The organism is Lactobacillus sp. ESL0785 (assembly GCF_029395455.1).
Taxonomy (GTDB): Bacteria; Bacillota; Bacilli; order Lactobacillales; family Lactobacillaceae; genus Lactobacillus.
Genome location: NZ_CP113916.1, coordinates 533012 through 549295 on the forward strand (window position 1 = coordinate 533012; position 16284 = coordinate 549295).

15 protein-coding genes are annotated in these 16284 nt (G+C 36.9%); 11 read left to right on the forward strand and 4 right to left on the reverse strand.

The annotated features are described in order from the left end of the window. Positions 1 to 93 precede the first annotated feature (93 nt). Positions 94 to 1236, forward strand: coding sequence for a UDP-N-acetylglucosamine 2-epimerase (non-hydrolyzing) (gene wecB / locus OZY43_RS02665; RefSeq protein WP_277165689.1), 1143 nt, complete (start codon positions 94 to 96; stop codon positions 1234 to 1236). A 235-nt stretch (positions 1237 to 1471) separates the two neighbouring features. Here the strand turns inward: wecB and OZY43_RS02670 are convergent, their stop codons facing one another. After that, positions 1472 to 2383, reverse strand: a complete 912-nt coding sequence (locus OZY43_RS02670; protein WP_277165691.1) for a LysR family transcriptional regulator — start codon at positions 2381 to 2383, stop codon at positions 1472 to 1474. Positions 2384 to 2566: 183 nt separating this feature from the next. Here OZY43_RS02670 and OZY43_RS02675 point away from each other — a divergent pair, with 183 nt between their 5' ends. The 4 genes from OZY43_RS02675 to aroD are packed head-to-tail and all read left to right on the forward strand — an operon-like array spanning position 2567 to position 7257. After that, positions 2567 to 3766: an MFS transporter gene (locus OZY43_RS02675; RefSeq protein ID WP_277165693.1), complete on the forward strand. Its 1200-nt coding sequence runs from the start codon at positions 2567 to 2569 to the stop codon at positions 3764 to 3766. Between the two features lie 15 nt (positions 3767 to 3781). Further along, positions 3782 to 5536: an FAD-dependent oxidoreductase gene (locus OZY43_RS02680; RefSeq protein ID WP_277165695.1), complete on the forward strand. Its 1755-nt coding sequence runs from the start codon at positions 3782 to 3784 to the stop codon at positions 5534 to 5536. A 37-nt stretch (positions 5537 to 5573) separates the two neighbouring features. After that, a complete protein-coding gene (locus OZY43_RS02685) occupies positions 5574 to 6488 on the forward strand; it encodes a shikimate dehydrogenase (RefSeq protein ID WP_277165697.1) in 915 nt (304 codons plus the stop codon). A gap of 13 nt (positions 6489 to 6501) precedes the next feature. Further along, positions 6502 to 7257 (forward strand): type I 3-dehydroquinate dehydratase, encoded by a 756-nt coding sequence (gene aroD, locus OZY43_RS02690; protein ID WP_277165699.1) that lies wholly within the window; start codon positions 6502 to 6504, stop codon positions 7255 to 7257. Positions 7258 to 7398: 141 nt separating this feature from the next. Here aroD and OZY43_RS02695 read toward each other — a convergent pair whose 3' ends face one another. The 3 genes from OZY43_RS02695 to OZY43_RS02705 form a co-directional block, all read right to left on the reverse strand. Beyond that, entirely contained in the window at positions 7399 to 8592 is a 1194-nt protein-coding gene (locus OZY43_RS02695; RefSeq protein ID WP_277165701.1) for an MFS transporter, read from the reverse strand. A 218-nt stretch (positions 8593 to 8810) separates the two neighbouring features. Then, positions 8811 to 9299 carry a GtrA family protein gene (locus OZY43_RS02700; RefSeq protein ID WP_277165703.1) on the reverse strand — a complete coding sequence of 163 codons (489 nt, stop codon included), beginning with the start codon at positions 9297 to 9299 and terminating at the stop codon, positions 8811 to 8813. Beyond that, positions 9292 to 9738, reverse strand: coding sequence for a flavodoxin (locus OZY43_RS02705; RefSeq protein ID WP_277165704.1), 447 nt, complete (start codon positions 9736 to 9738; stop codon positions 9292 to 9294). The genes OZY43_RS02700 and OZY43_RS02705 overlap by 8 nt, the downstream gene beginning before the upstream one ends. Positions 9739 to 9870: 132 nt before the next feature. Between OZY43_RS02705 and map the strand changes: the two genes are divergently transcribed. The 6 genes from map (at position 9871) to OZY43_RS02735 (ending at position 16268) form a co-directional block, all read left to right on the forward strand. Beyond that, positions 9871 to 10698, forward strand: a complete 828-nt coding sequence (map, locus tag OZY43_RS02710; RefSeq protein ID WP_277165706.1) for a type I methionyl aminopeptidase — start codon at positions 9871 to 9873, stop codon at positions 10696 to 10698. Positions 10699 to 10703: 5 nt separating this feature from the next. Beyond that, positions 10704 to 11621 (forward strand): YihY/virulence factor BrkB family protein, encoded by a 918-nt coding sequence (locus tag OZY43_RS02715; protein WP_277165708.1) that lies wholly within the window; start codon positions 10704 to 10706, stop codon positions 11619 to 11621. 68 nt (positions 11622 to 11689) lie between these two features. Then, positions 11690 to 12586, forward strand: coding sequence for a UTP--glucose-1-phosphate uridylyltransferase GalU (galU, locus tag OZY43_RS02720; RefSeq protein WP_277165710.1), 897 nt, complete (start codon positions 11690 to 11692; stop codon positions 12584 to 12586). A 161-nt stretch (positions 12587 to 12747) separates the two neighbouring features. Further along, positions 12748 to 13896, forward strand: a complete 1149-nt coding sequence (locus OZY43_RS02725) for a thiolase family protein (RefSeq protein ID WP_277165712.1) — start codon at positions 12748 to 12750, stop codon at positions 13894 to 13896. Then, positions 13897 to 15105 carry a hydroxymethylglutaryl-CoA reductase, degradative gene (locus tag OZY43_RS02730; protein ID WP_277165714.1) on the forward strand — a complete coding sequence of 403 codons (1209 nt, stop codon included), beginning with the start codon at positions 13897 to 13899 and terminating at the stop codon, positions 15103 to 15105. Next, entirely contained in the window at positions 15105 to 16268 is a 1164-nt protein-coding gene (locus OZY43_RS02735; RefSeq protein ID WP_277165716.1) for a hydroxymethylglutaryl-CoA synthase, read from the forward strand. Before OZY43_RS02730 ends, OZY43_RS02735 begins: the two co-directional genes overlap by 1 nt. The last annotated feature ends 16 nt before the right edge of the window (positions 16269 to 16284 follow it).

The window sequence follows — 16284 nt, forward strand, 5'->3', positions numbered from 1 at the left end:
AGCGCTCTTTTCTAATTTATGACTTAATTAAACCATACTGGCTTGTTTTTAACCTATTAAATCAGGTATCATTGTATCAAGATGGAGGCTTTTATGATGAAAATTAAGGTAATGACGGTTTTTGGTACTAGACCTGAAGCAATTAAAATGGCGCCATTAGTGCTTAAGCTTAAGGCAGATAACCGTTTTGATGAAGTAACGGTAGTTAGTGCGCAGCACCGTGAGATGCTGGACCAAGTTCTAGAAATTTTTAAAATTAAGCCGGATTACGACTTTAACATTATGAAACAGAATCAATCACTTGAAGAAATTACGGCCAAGGTAATGATTGACTTAGCCAAAGTGATTAGGAAAGAAAAGCCGGATATTGTGCTGGTACACGGTGATACAACGACTAGTTTTGCGGCTAGTTTAGCTAGCTTTTATGAGCAGAGTACAATTGGGCACGTTGAGGCAGGGCTGCGAACTTGGAACAAGTATTCGCCGTATCCTGAAGAAATGAATCGGCAGATGACTGATGATTTAGCTGACTTATACTTTGCGCCAACTGAATTAAGTAAAGCGAATTTGTTAAAAGAAAATCATCGTGCTAATAATATTTTTGTCACTGGTAATACTGCAATTGATGCTCTCAAGCAAACGGTTCAACAAGATTATCATCATGATGTCCTTGATTTAATCGCACCGGGTCATAAGGTCATCTTGGTAACGATGCATCGCCGTGAAAATCAGGGTGAACCGATGCGGCGCGTGTTTAAGGTGATGAAGCAGGTGGTTGACAGTCATGAGGATGTTGAGATTATCTATCCTGTCCACTTGTCACCGCGTGTTCAACAAGTTGCTCAAGAAATTTTAGGTAATGATCCACGCATTCATCTGATTGCACCACTTGATGTGGTCGATTTTCATAATTTAGCCAAACGCAGTTACTTCATTATGACGGATTCAGGCGGTGTGCAAGAAGAAGCACCTTCACTTAATAAGCCGGTCTTAGTTTTGCGGGATACAACAGAACGTCCAGAGGGTGTCAAGGCTGGTACACTTAAATTAGTTGGTACTGAAGTTGATGCGGTACGTGAAGCGATGCTTAATTTGCTTGAAAATAAGGCAGCTTATCAAAAAATGGCTAGCGCCAAAAATCCATATGGTGACGGTCATGCTTCCGACCGAATTATGGATGATATTGCATATTATTTTGCAAAGCCGCACGGAAAAAAACCAGCAGATTTTGAATAGGAAATGTATTGTACTTGGGTTTAACAAATTTTGCTTCAATTTCTATTTATATACAATATTGACAAAAAATAAAGCTGTTAGAGTGAATTACTCTAACAGCTTTATTTTTTTACGATGATTTTATTTTGAACAATGTTCATTATAGATTGTAATTTTAACAGAAAGTATAATTTTGATGGCCTTGATTTTAAAAGTAACATGGTTGGCTATGCTGCTTAATTATAATCTTGCAAAATTAAATTAAGGCCTGAGTAACCGTTTTTTGAATGAAATCTTTGTTGCTCTTTAAGAAATCAATGAAATTTAAAATTTCAGGTGATAATTCTCTGTCAGAGTTATAAACAAGATAAACTTGTCTAGTATTTTTAGGTAAAGTAAGTTTGATTTTGTGAATACTGAAACCACTTAAATAAATAGTATTAGCAACAATTCCAACTGCATTATCGGCAATCACTTGACCAGCGATTGCTAATTCATCGTGTAAACGATTGATAATTGTTAGATCTGGTGTACTTGCTAAAAGTGCAGCTGTAACATCTTTACCAATTTGTATATTTTGTGAATAAGTAATTAAGTTGTCGCCACGTAATTCTTCTGGTGATATTTCTGTGATTTCTGCAAGATTACTTTCTTTAGCAACAATTGCAATAATATCTTCAGTGTATAAGGGTAGGTAAGTGAAATTATCAAATTCTGGTACAAATGAACAAATTCCTAGATCATATCGCCCGGCGTTAATCCCTTGGCAAATTTGCAGTGAAGGATTGTCGTGATAAATAAAATGTGCTTTTGTTAAGCTATCAGTTTTAAATTTTTTAACGATCTTAGGTAGTAAAGTACCAATTGCAGTTGGAATACTAGCAATATGAATGTTATGTTGATCTTGGCTGACCATTTGAGTGAGTCTTTTTTTACCATTTTCTAAAGAATTTAAGGTTTTAGTAACGGTAGCATAAAAGTTGCGACCGTACTTTGTCAATACAACATTATGACCTGAATGGATGAAAAGTTGACAATTTAATTCTGATTCTAGTTGTTTAATTGCAACCGAAAGAGTAGGTTGTCCGATAAAAAGATTAGCTGCAGCCTTAGTATATTGTTTTTGATCGGCTACTTCACGAAAATAATAGAGTTGATTTAGATTCATAAAAATACCTCTTAAAAGTTTTACTCTAAAAAGTATACACTTTTGTCATCGTCGATTAGGAAATTTGTGATTTTTATTATTATTCATAAAAATGATACATGTTAAATAATTATGAATTTTACTATTTAGAGTTTTGTTTAGATAATAAATTACGAAATTTGTGATTTTTTAAAAGGTGGTTTTATGAAGAAAGAAGAAAGTTACGTTGGAGCAGCAGCTTCAGTTTATTTAAACTATGCAGTTGTCGGTGCTGCAACAATTTTTATTAGTCAATATCGCGAAGTTTTAGCGCAGTCTTGGCACGCAACATCTGCAGCAATTTCATTGGTAATGGCAATGGTTGGCCTAGGTAGAATTATTACAATTCTATTTGCTGGTGCAATTTCAGATAGAATTGGTAGAAAGAAGACCTTATTGATTGCTTTAGTGTGTGATGCAATTTTCTTAATAGGTGCCGCTTTTGCTAATAATGTTTGGGTGGCTGGCATTGCTGCCATGTTCTTTGGTGCAACTAACTCATTTGGTGATACAGCTGGCTATCCTGCTTTAGCTGATGCATTTCCAGACAAAACTGCAACAATGAATTCATTTGTAAAAGCAGCAATGCAGATTATGCAAATGATTTTTCCGTTTTGTGTTAAGTTGATTCATGATCCAAGAATTACGGCGTGTTTGCTGGTTTTGCTGATAATAATTGATACAATTATTACCATGAAAACAGCGTTTGCACCACAACTTGAAGGAGCAGAAGCTGATGAACAAGAAAAGAGTACTGAAGATAAAGCAGAGGGTGGGAGTCAACCTAAATTGGCAATTGATGGCTTAATGCTAATTATTTTAGGCTTTACGATGTGCTTTACTTTTTATATCTTTTCATTGTATGCACCATATTATGGACAATATGTTTTGAATGAATCCGCAGCAAATGCTAATCAGTTAGTTTCTTGGTATTCAATTGCTTCGTTAATTTCTGTCTTTGTGACTTCGGTATTGGTAACCAAAATTAAACGATTAGTTTTGATTATAATCTATTCTATCGTGTCAGCTTTAGGTCTCCTCTTTATGGTACTTAGACCGTCATTAATTGCTGGTGAAATTGGTTCATTATTAATTGGTTTCTTTGCTGCTGGTGGAATTTGGCAAGTCGGCTTGTCAGTTTTGACATCATATTTCCCACAAGGTCATGGTAAGATCACTTCTTACTACAGTTTTGCACCTGCAGTTGTGTATTTTGTAGCTCCATTGGTAGCTGCTTTCGTTTTGAAAGCTAATTCAATCAGTACTCTAGCAGTATTTTGGTTTACAGCAATCATTACGATTGTTTCAGTTATTTTAACGCTAGTATTAATTATTCGCAGTCGTAATTTCAAAGTTGAAAATTAGAATAGGGAATTTGCTATGGTAAAGAAAACAATTAAAACACAAGCAGAAGGTCGTAATGGTCAAATCGATTTTGAAATTGAAATTAATGATAACTACATTAATGATTTGACAGTAACAAAAAGTGCTGAAACACCAGCAATTTTTAATCAAGCCTTTGCTAAGCTAAAGGATGAAGTTATTTCTGAACAAAGTTTTGAAGTTGACGCAATTTCTGGAGCATCAATTATGACACAAGCAATGCTGGATTCAGGTAAAGCAGCATTACTAGAAAATAATGTTACTCTGAACTCTAAAACTAAAAATATTAGTCATAAAGAAGAAATATTAACTGCTGATGTAGTTGTTATTGGCTCTGGTATGGCAGGATTGATGGCCGCTTCACGTGCGTTGTCAATGGGAAAAAGCGTTATTGTCTTAGAAAAGAATGGCTATCTTGGTGGTGCAACTGCTTTAAATGGCTCTAATGTTGTTGCTACTGGTTCTAAATTGGCAAGTAAACTGTTTGGTCAAGATGCTAAGAAAGACACAGCTAAACTATTATTCGATGATATAACACGTGAAAGTCGTGGTACTAACTATCCACAACTATCTAACTTATTAGTAAACAATATTGGTCGAGCAATTGACTTTATTACTGATTTTGCTGATTTAACTTATCAAAAGGCTGAAACACAAACTATTGAACATTCAGTTGATCGACAAGTTGAAATGCCAACTCAGAGTTCTTATGAGATTGTAATGAAGGTTGCTAAAGCATTTGAAGAAAAAGGTGGCAAGATTATACTTGATGCTCGAGTAGAGCAATTAAAGCAAAACAATCAAGGTGAACTTGTTTCTTTAGTTGCTGAAGGAAGGCACCAAACACTTAAAGTTAACTTTAAATCATTAATTTTAGCTGCTGGTGGCTGGGGAGCTAGAGACTATCAAAAGCATAAAACTAATATTCCTTATTATGGTCCAATGACATCAACGGGTGACTATTTCGATTTTACTAAGGATTTAAACCTAATTAGTCGTAATCTTGATTGGTACAAGGTATATCCACATGGTTTAGAGGTTGAACCTGGTATTGCAAAATTAACAACTTACTCGACTAAAGAAGCAACTGATATGGGTGCAATCTTTGTTAATACAGATGGTAAACGTATTGTAAATGAATCTGCACCATATACTCATTTTAGGGATGCAATCGCTGAGCAAAAAGATCAAGTTGCATACATTGTTATGGATGAAAGAACATGGAATCGTTTCTATGAATTGCTACTTAAATATGGCTTTACAGCTGATGAAGTTCAAGGATTCTTTGACCTTGATGGCAAAAAGAGCCCAGTTTTAGTTAAGGGCGACTTGGCAACAGTTGCTCAAAAAGCTGGAATTAATGCTGAAGTTTTACAAAAAACTGTTGCTTCATATCAAGAAGCTGTTAAGGCAGGACAGGACACTGAGTTTGCTCGTCCGGCTAAATTTATGCACGAATTTGAAGGTTCTACATATTATGTTATAGAACAAAAATTGCGGTATTGTACAACTTTAGGCGGTTATGAGACTAATAACCAAATGCAATTGCTTAATACAGACTTAACTGCTGTTAAGAATTTTTATGCTGCAGGTGAAATTATTGGTGGGGCTAATGGTCATGATTCGATGCCAAGTATGATGAATTCATGGAGTTATGCTTCTGGATTTGTTGCAGGAACAGCGGCTGCTGATAATACAAATTTTTATCAAGTAGAACCAACTGATGCAGCTTCTGGAGCCTCTAGTAAGTAAAATTAATAGTTAAGATAATTTATAAAGGAGAAAAATAATGAAAAACGAAATTACAGGTGTAAATGGTCCAATTACCGGCTGGCTTGATGGTCATACTTATTTAATCGGATTAATGGCATATCCAATTCGTCATTCAATGTCACCAACGATGCATAATAATTCTTTTGCTAAATTGGGCTTAAATTTCACTTATCTTTGTTTTGAAATTGGTAATGATAAGTTAAAAGGAGCTGTAGATGCAATTCGGACTTTGGATATGCGCGGTTCCAACGTTTCAATGCCAAATAAAAAAGAAGTTATTCAATATTTGGACAAATTGTCTCCAGCTTCTGAAATGTGTGATGCCGTTAATACTATTGTTAATGATCATGGTGTTTTGACTGGATACACAACTGATGGGATTGGTTTTGTTCAATCTCTCAAAGATGAAGGAATTGACGTTAAAGATAAGGTTATGACTTTAGCAGGCGCAGGTGGTGCAGCAACGCCAATTGCTGTTCAATCTGCCCTAGATGGTGTTAAAGAAATTAAAATTTTTAATATTAAAGACGATAAATGGGCTCGAGCTGAAAAGACAGTTAGAATTATCAGTGAAAAGACTGACTGTAAAGTTTCTCTAACAGATTTAGCAGATCAAGATGCTTTTAAAGAAGCGATTGCAGCTAGTGACATTTATTGTGATGCTACTGGTGTAGGGATGAAACCACTCGAAGATCAATCTTTAGTAGAAGATCCTTCTTGGTTCCATAAAGATATGGTTGTTTTTGACACGGTTTATGCACCTAGAACAACTAAATTAATGAAAGTTGCTCAAAAAGCAGGTGTTAAGCATGTTTTTGATGGCATCGGCATGATGATTGATCAGGGTGCTGCTTCATTTAAATTATGGACAGGACAAGATATGCCAACTGATTACATTAGAGAAATCATGTTTTCTGAAGAAGACAAATAATTAAGGGGAAATTATGTCTACAGTAAAAATTAGAAATATTATTTTGGGAGAGGGCTTGCCCAAAATAGCAGTTCCTAATGTCGGAACTAATGAAGAAGAAATCTTTGCTGCTGCTGAAAAGATTGCTATTGCTAAGCCCGATCTAATGGAATGGCGCATTGATTATTATGTTGCTGGAATTCAAGATAATACTAAGTTAATTGCAACAGCTAAAAAACTACGCAAAATTGTTGTTGACTTGCCAATTTTGATAACCTTTAGAACTAAAAATGAGGGTGGCGTTTTACGTTTAAGTGATGAAATTTATTTAAATTTAGTACAAACAATTATTGAGCAGCGTTTAGGTGATGCAGTAGATATTGAATTGTTCCATGATGAAACGAGAGTTAAAGAACTTGTTCAAATGGCACATAACTACAATGTTGTTGTTATCATGAGTAATCATGATTTTGAAAAAGTACCACCTAAGGATGTTATTGAATTTAGATTAAAGAAGATGGCAGAATTGGGTGCAGATATTGCTAAGTTGGCTTGCATGCCACATAATGCTAAAGATGTTTTAACGTTACTCGCAGCAACTAATGAGGTTCATCAAGCTATTGATCAACCATTAATTACGATGGCAATGGGTGAAATTGGTAAGGTAACAAGAGTGGCTGGTCAGTTATTCGGCTCAAGTCTATCCTTTGGTGCTGTTGGTAAAACATCAGCACCAGGCCAGTTATCAATTGAAGATTTACGTAATACTGAAAGCTACTTGGCTTTTTAGTAGTGCTAAAAACCACAAGATAAATTATCTTGTGGTTTTTTTGTTATATAAGTAGTAAAAAGCTAGAATATTTTGATTGTAAAAGAAATTTTAGCTGTTGACTGATGTAAGTGTAACTAAGGTTTCATAAAGTACTAGAAGTTATTCACGATTAGGCTTTAACATGATAGCGATGGTGAATACTAAAAGTACTGCAAGGAATGCAATGATGATGTCAGATCCTAATGCCAAATAAGTACTTGATTTAAAAAGTTGTCCTGAGATAATTGGTACCGAAATTGAAGCTAAACTACCAAAAAAGTAATAAAGACTAGTCATCAGTCCTCGGTGTTTAGGATGAAGGTTCATTAAAACAGTTAAACCAAGTTGCATAGCTCCACCCGCTGAACCGAAGCCGAATGTCATACAGGCTAAAGTGATAATCACTGTTTGTTTGTTGATTAAAATTATTGTTAAGGCTAGAAGGGCCAAACTATTACAAATAACTAGTAATTTGGTATTGTTTACTTTTTTGCGGGATAATAAATAAAGTGTAATAACACCAAGCATAGAACCAACGCTATAGGAAGACATTAAGCCGTGACTAATGATGTTGGAATAATGTAAGAATCGAGTACCGTAAATACTAATCCATTGTGTAAACCAAATCATTAGCGCCATGGAAGCATAGCCATAAATACTTAACAAAACTGTTAAGAAAAGATTCGTTTTGTTTGATATTCCTGAAAAGTTTTCAATTTCTTGAGTTTCTTCAATACCCAAATTTGGAAAATGAATTGGTAAAAGCAAGAAAAAGTTTAAGGAAATTAATAATCCCATAATAATGAATGACCAGCCATACCATAAATTTGCTTGTTGTAAAGCAGTAACAATTAAGGGTAATATGAACTCACCGATTGAAGTAAATCCTTTAATTAAAATGGTAGCATAGCCTTCACCATGATTAATTTCAACTAAAGTAGTATAAGTTCCAGCATCAAGTAGTGAATTTCCTAATCCGGTTAATGTTGTCATGCAATATAAAACGATTAAGTTTGGTGCAAGGATAATACCCCAAGCAAAGATAAAGTAGCAAAGCATGCCACTAATAATTGTAGCTTTACGTGGGTAACGATCAGAAAGATAGGCAGTGAGAAGATAACCGAGCAAACGACCAATTCCTGTTCCTGATGTGATAAAAGAAATTTGAGCAATCGTTGTATTAAAAGTTTGACTTAAATTTGCCATGTTTTGCGCAATAATAATTAAACTAAATCCGTGAACCAAATAATTTAGGTATAAACTTGTAGTTAAACGCATACGTTGTTTGGCTGATAATGTGGCAGTATTTTTCATATAACCTCCTATATTTGAACTAATAATTGATTGTAAAGCATGAGACACTTTAATGATGTGTTGCTAATTACACAATCATTATTATCAATTAGTTCTAAAAATAGGTAAAATTAATTTTTTTAATACATTTTGAATAAAAAATGATTTGTTTTTATTTGATAAAAGTAAAAACTAGTCAAAACAAAAAGCAAAAATTCAATTAAGAATTTTTGCCTTTTTTATTTGTTATTTTTATGATTTTGAATTCGCTTCTTAGCACGTTCAATCATGGTTGTTTCTTGTGCTTGGAATACTGACCTTGTTGTCAGATAATTGAAAATCCCAACCAGGAGTTGATCAACTATCTTAACGAGTAAGGCATTTAAATGCAGCCATGAAATACCAACGGACATAATCATCTGGTCAGGAATTAAACTAATAATTCTGTAAGTGAAAAAAACAATCAACTTATGCCAGGTTGAGTGATCTTGGTCAACATTGTTGATAAAGACAGCTTTTTGATTAAAGAAGTAGGAAGCTAAATTAGAAATTACAAACGCGATAATATTAGAAAAGAAAACTGAACCGCCCCACCATTTGTGTAGAGCCATGAAGACAATTGTATTAATTAATGCAGCAATAAAGCCAAAAATCATATAGACAAATAAGTTGCGGTGTCGTTTAACAAACTTAATGGGATGCCGCCATGGATTAATTCTATTAGCCATTTAATCGCTCAGCCATTTCCTTTGCAGCCTTGTCAATTGCATCGATAGCCGCATCATCTGGTGCATTTTCGATTGTTACAGGTTTAACGATTTCTTCAGCGCCGACTTGCTTAAACATTTTTTCAAAATCAAAAACATTTTCACAAAAATGATCATTGTAAGTCTTATCACCACTGCCCATTACGGCAAAGTATTTACCACTTAAATCTAGTTCTCTTAATTGTTCATAAAAATCAGCAACATCATCAGTCATTTTGCCTTCACCATAGGTGTAGGTAACGAAGATGCAAAGGTCACTTGCTAAATAATCGCTGGCATCAGTAAACTCAGCCTCACTGGTTTCCACGTCAAAATCATAATCTTGCAGATCTTCTTCTAAAATATCTGCCATATCTGCATCATTACCAGTCATACTAGCGTAGACAATTCTTGCCTTCATGCTTTTCATACCTTTCGTATTTAATTCATCATATTATTATACATAATTTAGACAGATTGATGAAAATCTTTAGTAAACTTTTAAAAAACGCTATAATGTAAACAAAGATGATTTTTAAGAGGAGAGTTAGTTTTGATTACAATTAAATCGATTAGAGAACTTAAAGGGATGCAGGCTTCAGGCCGGTTATTAGCATCAATGTTTGAAGGTTTGCGCGCTGTGATTAAGCCGGGAATTACAACTTGGGAGATTGAGGAGTTTTGTCAAAAATTTGTTAAGAGCCGCGGCGGACGTCTGTCTGAACAAGGTTTTGAAGGGTATAAGTACGGTACCTGTATCTCAGTTAATGACCAGATTGCTCACGCAACGCCGCGTAAAGACACCATTTTAAATGAAGGTGACTTGGTTAAGGTTGATGTTACTTGTAATCTTAACGGCTTTGAAACTGATTCTTGTACCACTTACCCAGTTGGTAAAATTTCGGATGCCGACCGTGATTTGATGGAAACAACCAAAAAGGCAATGTACCTCGGAATCGATCAAGCGATTTTGGGTAACCGAATTGGTGATATTGGTGCGGTAATCCAACATTTTGTCGAAGATGAACACGGCTACGGCGATGTTAAAGAGTTAGTTGGCCACGGCATCCAGCCAAGTATCCATGAAGATCCAGAAGTACCGCATTGGGGCAAGGCTGGTCATGGCTTGCGGTTGCGTGAAGGCATGACAATCACGGTTGAGCCAATGGTTGAAGCTGGCGGCGACTGGCGCATTGAACAAAAGACAGTTAGTGATCCTAACGATGATTGGGTTTATTATGCGACACCAGATGGTTCTAAGTCGGCACAGTTTGAACATACTTTTGCCATTACCAAGGATGGGCCAAAGATTTTAACTTTGCAAAAGCCGTATGATGGCTATGAAAAATATTTGCCACATTTTGATGAAATGGATGATTAGCGTGCATGAATAGTAAAAAGAAGGCAACACCAAATCGGGTTGCCTTATTTTATAAAACCTTGTCACTTAAATTTTCACAAGGTGAAGTTCTGACAAGTGCAATTGTGATTGCTTATTATGTTTTATTTTCGATTTTTCCGTTAATTATTATTATCGGAAATATTTTGCCATTGTTTCATATCAATACAACGCCAATTGCCAGTTATATTGATTTGATTTTTCCAGATCGAATTGCTAAGTTTATCATGCCAATTATTAATTCGTTGTTAAAACGGAAGTCTACTGGTTATATTTCTTTTGGTATCATTTTGGCGATTTGGTCAGTTTCATCATTAGTTAACGCAATTCGCATTGGGATGAACCGTGTTTATGGTGTTCGGGCAATTGAATTGCGGCAAAAATGGCAAGTAACAGTTTGGACGCGGTCAATTACGATTTTATTGACCAACCTGATGATTATTATTTTTACACTACTTAGCCTTACTTTGATTTTTGGGCAACAAGTGTTGGAGTTTTTGCGGCCAATTTTCTTTTTTTCGGTTGGCGAAATTGAAAAGATCTTCAGTTATCGCTATCCAGTGGTTTTGATTATACTGATTTTTACACTGTATTATTTAAACTATGTTTTGCCGAATATTCGCCTTAAAAAACGGGTTATTTGGCCTGGTGTTTTAACAACTTTAGTTGGTTGGCTATTGCTATCTTATTTGTTTAGTTTTTATTTACATCATTTTCATATTAGCTGGGAAAATTATGGCATTATTGGGACCTTTATTATTTTCATGTTATGGCTTAATATTGCATCAATTCTCTTGCTGTTAGGGACTTGTGTCAATGCCGCAATTACTGCTTTGCGTGTCGGCCAGGTACAATATTCAGTTGGGCACTTAGCTGAATATATTCAAAGAAAGCGGAAACAATAGGGACTAGCACATTTATTAAAAATCTGCTATATTGGTTTTTAAAGACTTGAAAAAGAAAGCGTAAAAACATGAAAGTAAGAAAAGCAATTATTCCAGCTGCTGGTTTAGGAACGCGATTTATGCCTGTCACTAAGGCTATGCCGAAAGAGATGCTACCGATTGTCGATAAGCCAACGATTCAGTTTATTGTCGAAGAAGCCAAGCACTCTGGAATTGAAGATATTTTAATTGTTACTGGTAAAAACAAGCGTCCGATTGAGGATCACTTTGATTCTAATCCTGAACTTGAGCAGAATTTACAGAAAACAGGGAAAACTGATCTTCTTAAAATGTCGCAAGAAATTACGCATTTAGGGATTAATATTTATTACACACGGCAGCCTTCTCCTGCTGGTCTAGGTGATGCAATTGCGCGTGGTCGCAGTTTTGTGGGGGATGAGCCATTTGTTGTCATGTTAGGTGACGACTTAATGATTGATAAGGTGCCGCTGACGAAGCAGCTAATTAATCGTTATAATGAAACTCATGCATCAACGATTGCAGTGATGCCAGTACCTCATAAAGAAGTTTCTAAGTATGGCGTAATTGAACCAGACACAGAAATTATGCCGGGATTAATTAACGTTAAGTCATTTGTGGAAAAGCCGGAAATTGACAAGGCACCGAGTGATTATGCTATTATTGGCCGCTATTTGTTAACACCGGAAATCTTTGATGTTTTAGCAAATCAAAAGCCAGGTCGTGGTGGTGAAATCCAGTTAACGGACGCAATTGACACCATGAATAAGACGCAGCGGGTTTTTGCCCATGTCTTTAAGGGTGAGCGTCACGATGTTGGTAATAAGGAAAGTTATCTTGAAACTTCAATTGAGTACGGTCTGAACCACCCTGAGACTAAAGATGACCTGAAGCAATACATTATTGCTTTAGGTAAGCAATTAGCAGCTCAAGATAAGAAAAAGTAAACTAAAGTTATTAGAAGCCGCACAGAGCGGCTTCTTTTTGTATTAGTCTTATTATTGGCGCTAACTTTAAATTTTTCCTTAATGTCGGGTCAATAGCTATGCTGCGGAAACAAGATTAGGTAAGATTTGTCGTAGATTTTAGATTAGGCAGGAGAAAATTGATGAAAGATATTTTTTTGGTTGCTGCTAAAAGAACGCCGTTTGGTCGTTTTCGTGGTCAACTAGCTGGACAAACTGCTGTTGAGTTAGGCCAGCTGGCATTAACTGGAGTAATTGAAAGTGCGGCACTTGCACCTACGGAATTAGATGCGCTTTTTATGGGTAACGTTCTTAGTGCTGGTCTGGGGCAAAACGTGGCCCGGCAGGTGGCATTCGCTGCGGGGATGAAAGAAACCAGCAGTAGTGTGACAATTAACGAGGTTTGTGGGTCCAGTTTGAAGGCCTTGCGATTAGCACAAGGACAAATGGAACTAGGTGATTGTGAATTAGTAGCAGTTGGCGGCAGTGAGAGTATGACTAATGCTGCTTACTATGCTGCTGAAAAAAATATGCCGTTAGCAAGTACAATGATTAAAGACGGTTTGACAGATGCTTTTTCACATCAGCATATGGGATTGACAGCAGAAAATGTGGCAATGCGATATCATATTACGAGGCAAGAAATGGACGAGTACAGTCTGCACTCACACCAAAAGGCTGCACGAGCTGCTGCTAGAGGTGATTTAGCAACTGAAATAGTGCCAATTAATCTTCATAACCACCAAATTACTCGTGATGAAAATATTAGGTTGGATACAAGTATGTCAGCCTTGGGACAATTACGACCAGCTTTTAAAGAAAATGGGTTAGTTACTGCTGGTAATGCTTCACCCTTAAGTGATGGCGCCAGTATGGTATTACTAGCAACGGCTACTAAGGTACAGGAGTTACACTTAAGGCCATTGGCTCGTCTTGGTGCTTTTGCAGAATCAGGAACGGATCCGGCTTATATGGGAATGGCACCATATTATGCTGTTAAAAAGCTGCTTAAAAAAACAGGTCAAAAAATTGCTGATTATGATGTTATTGAAGTTAATGAAGCCTTTGCGGCACCAAGTGTTGCTTTAACGCGGGCTTTAGCAATCCCTGAAAAGCGTCTAAATCCCTTTGGTGGTGCGATTGCTTTGGGTCATCCCTTGGCGGCAACGGGAACGCGGTTAGTAACAACGGCTCTTAATGGCTTGGAAAAGCTTCATGGTCACCGAGCTTTAATTACGCTTTGTATTGGCGGCGGTCAGGCAATTGCGTGTGAATTAATTCGAGATAATTAGATGAAATTTTATCAATTAACACCAGCTCAAAGGCGGGCACTTTTAAGTAAACAAGGAATTAAATTAGATGAAATTGAGGCGTCAACGTTAGAACGGTTAGATCAATTAAGTGAAAATGTGGTTGGACAATTGCGACTACCTTTGGGTTTAGTAACAGGATTGTTGGTTAACGGCCACAGTTATCTTGTGCCACTAGCCACGGAAGAACCTTCAGTTGTGGCAGCTGCTAATCATGGCGCGACTCTGTTTGCACGTAGTGGCGGAGTTCAATCTGTTAGTAAGCGTGATGGTATCTATGGGCAGATTATTCTGCAAATTACTGCAGATATCGACTTAATTAAATTGCAGGAACAATTTCCACAATTAATTGCTTTAGCTAATAAACAATTTAGCAGTTTAGTCAATCATGGCGGTGGTGTAAAAAATATCAAAATGCGGCGTGAAGCTGAACTGCTTTATTTACAGGTTTTAGTTGATCCAGCAGAAGCAATGGGTGCTAATAAGGTAAATTCGATTTTGGAATTTTTGGCAGAAAAATTAGTTCAGCTGCCAGGAATTACAGCTAAGCTGTTTGCAATCTTGTCGAATTATCCCAGTCAATTGACTAAGGCACAAGTTAAGTTGGATCTTAGCTTACTTGGCGGCCTGCAAGTTGCGCAAAAAATTGCCCTACTTAGTCAAATTGGTCAAACAGATGTTTACCGTGCTGTTACCAATAATAAGGGTATTATGAATGGCGTTGATGCTGTCTTAACGGCAACTGGTAATGATGTACGTGCAGTTGAAGCTGCGTGTGGAGTTTTGGCTAGTCAAAGTGGGCAATATTCTAGTTTGAGTAAGTGGCAAGTTGTCGATAACCAATTGTGTGGTGAGTTGACGTTGCCACTCGCTATTGGGACCGTTGGCGGTTCAATTACAGCTCGCAAGGATGTCCAGCAAGCTTATCGGATATTAGGTAACATTACTACAAGCGAGTTAGCTAACATAATTACGGCAGTTGGTCTAGCTAATAATCTCGCAGCTCTGCTGGCGATTGCTACCACAGGCATTCAGGTAGGCCATATGAAATTACAAGCTCGCAACCTAGTCGCTAATATACCAATGACAGCTGCTGAGCGGTCACATGTGTTAAAGTTAATGGTTAAAAATAAAAAATATTCACAGGCAGCTGTCGCTGAGTATTTGAAGCAAATCAGAGGGGAACAATAATGCGGGTTGGAATTGATCAGATCGGTTTTTATACACCGAATAAGTACGTTGACATGGTTGATTTAGCTCATGCTCGTCAGGAAGATCCTGATAAATATTTAATTGGTATTGGTCAGAGTCAGATGAGTGTAGCTGATCAAACGCAAGATGCAGTGTCAATGGGAATTAATGCCACGCAATTCTATCTTAAGCGGATAGAGCGCCAACGAGTTGGCTTACTAATTTTTGGAACTGAGAGTGGGGTAGATCAATCTAAATCAGCATCTCTATTTGTTAAAAGTGCCTTAAAATTACCACCAGAGGTACGGACTTTTGAGGTTAAGGAAGCCTGCTTTGGCATGACTGCTGGTGTAATGATTGCGCGCGATTATGTTCGTCTGCATCCACACCAGACGGCAATTGTCATTGGTAGTGACATTGCGCGCTATGGTGTTGGCAGTGGCGGCGAAGTGACGCAAGGAGCTGGTAGTGTTAGCTTATTAATTGCAGCTGAGCCGCGAATTTTGGCTATTAATGAGGGCCATAGTGCTTTTAGTCAGGATATTAATGACTTTTGGCGACCTAATGGAATGGCAACGGCTCTAGTTGACGGTAAATATTCAACCCAAGTTTATTTGGATTTTTTTACGCAAACATTTAAGCAGTATAAAAAGTTAAAGGGTTGGCAAACCAGTGATTTTACGGCGCTAGCCTATCATTTGCCATTTACTAAAATGGGTCTGAAGGCAAATCGGTTGGCCGTTGCTGGTCAAGCTGAAGTAACTAAAACACGCTTAGAAAAGAATTTTACCGCTGCCGCACAGTATGGTCGCACAGTAGGGAATATTTATACCGCATCACTGTACTTAAGTTTGTTAAGTTTGTTAGAGAATAAAAAATTACAGCCTGATAATAAAATAGGATTATTTTCTTATGGCTCGGGAGCAATGGGAGAATTTTATTCAGGTCAAGTGGTGTCAGGTTATGAGCGGCAGCTCGATGTGGTGCAAGATCAAAAAATGTTAGCACGGCGTCAACGTTTGACCGTTGCGCAGTATGAACAAGTCTTTAATAATGCATTACTTGATCCTAGTGATGGACTTGAGCTGACTAGTGATGAGCAGGTGGGTTACTGGTATTTTGCTGGGACCAAGGGCCAAGTGCGGCAATATCGTCAAGTTTAAGAAAAAACTAATGAAT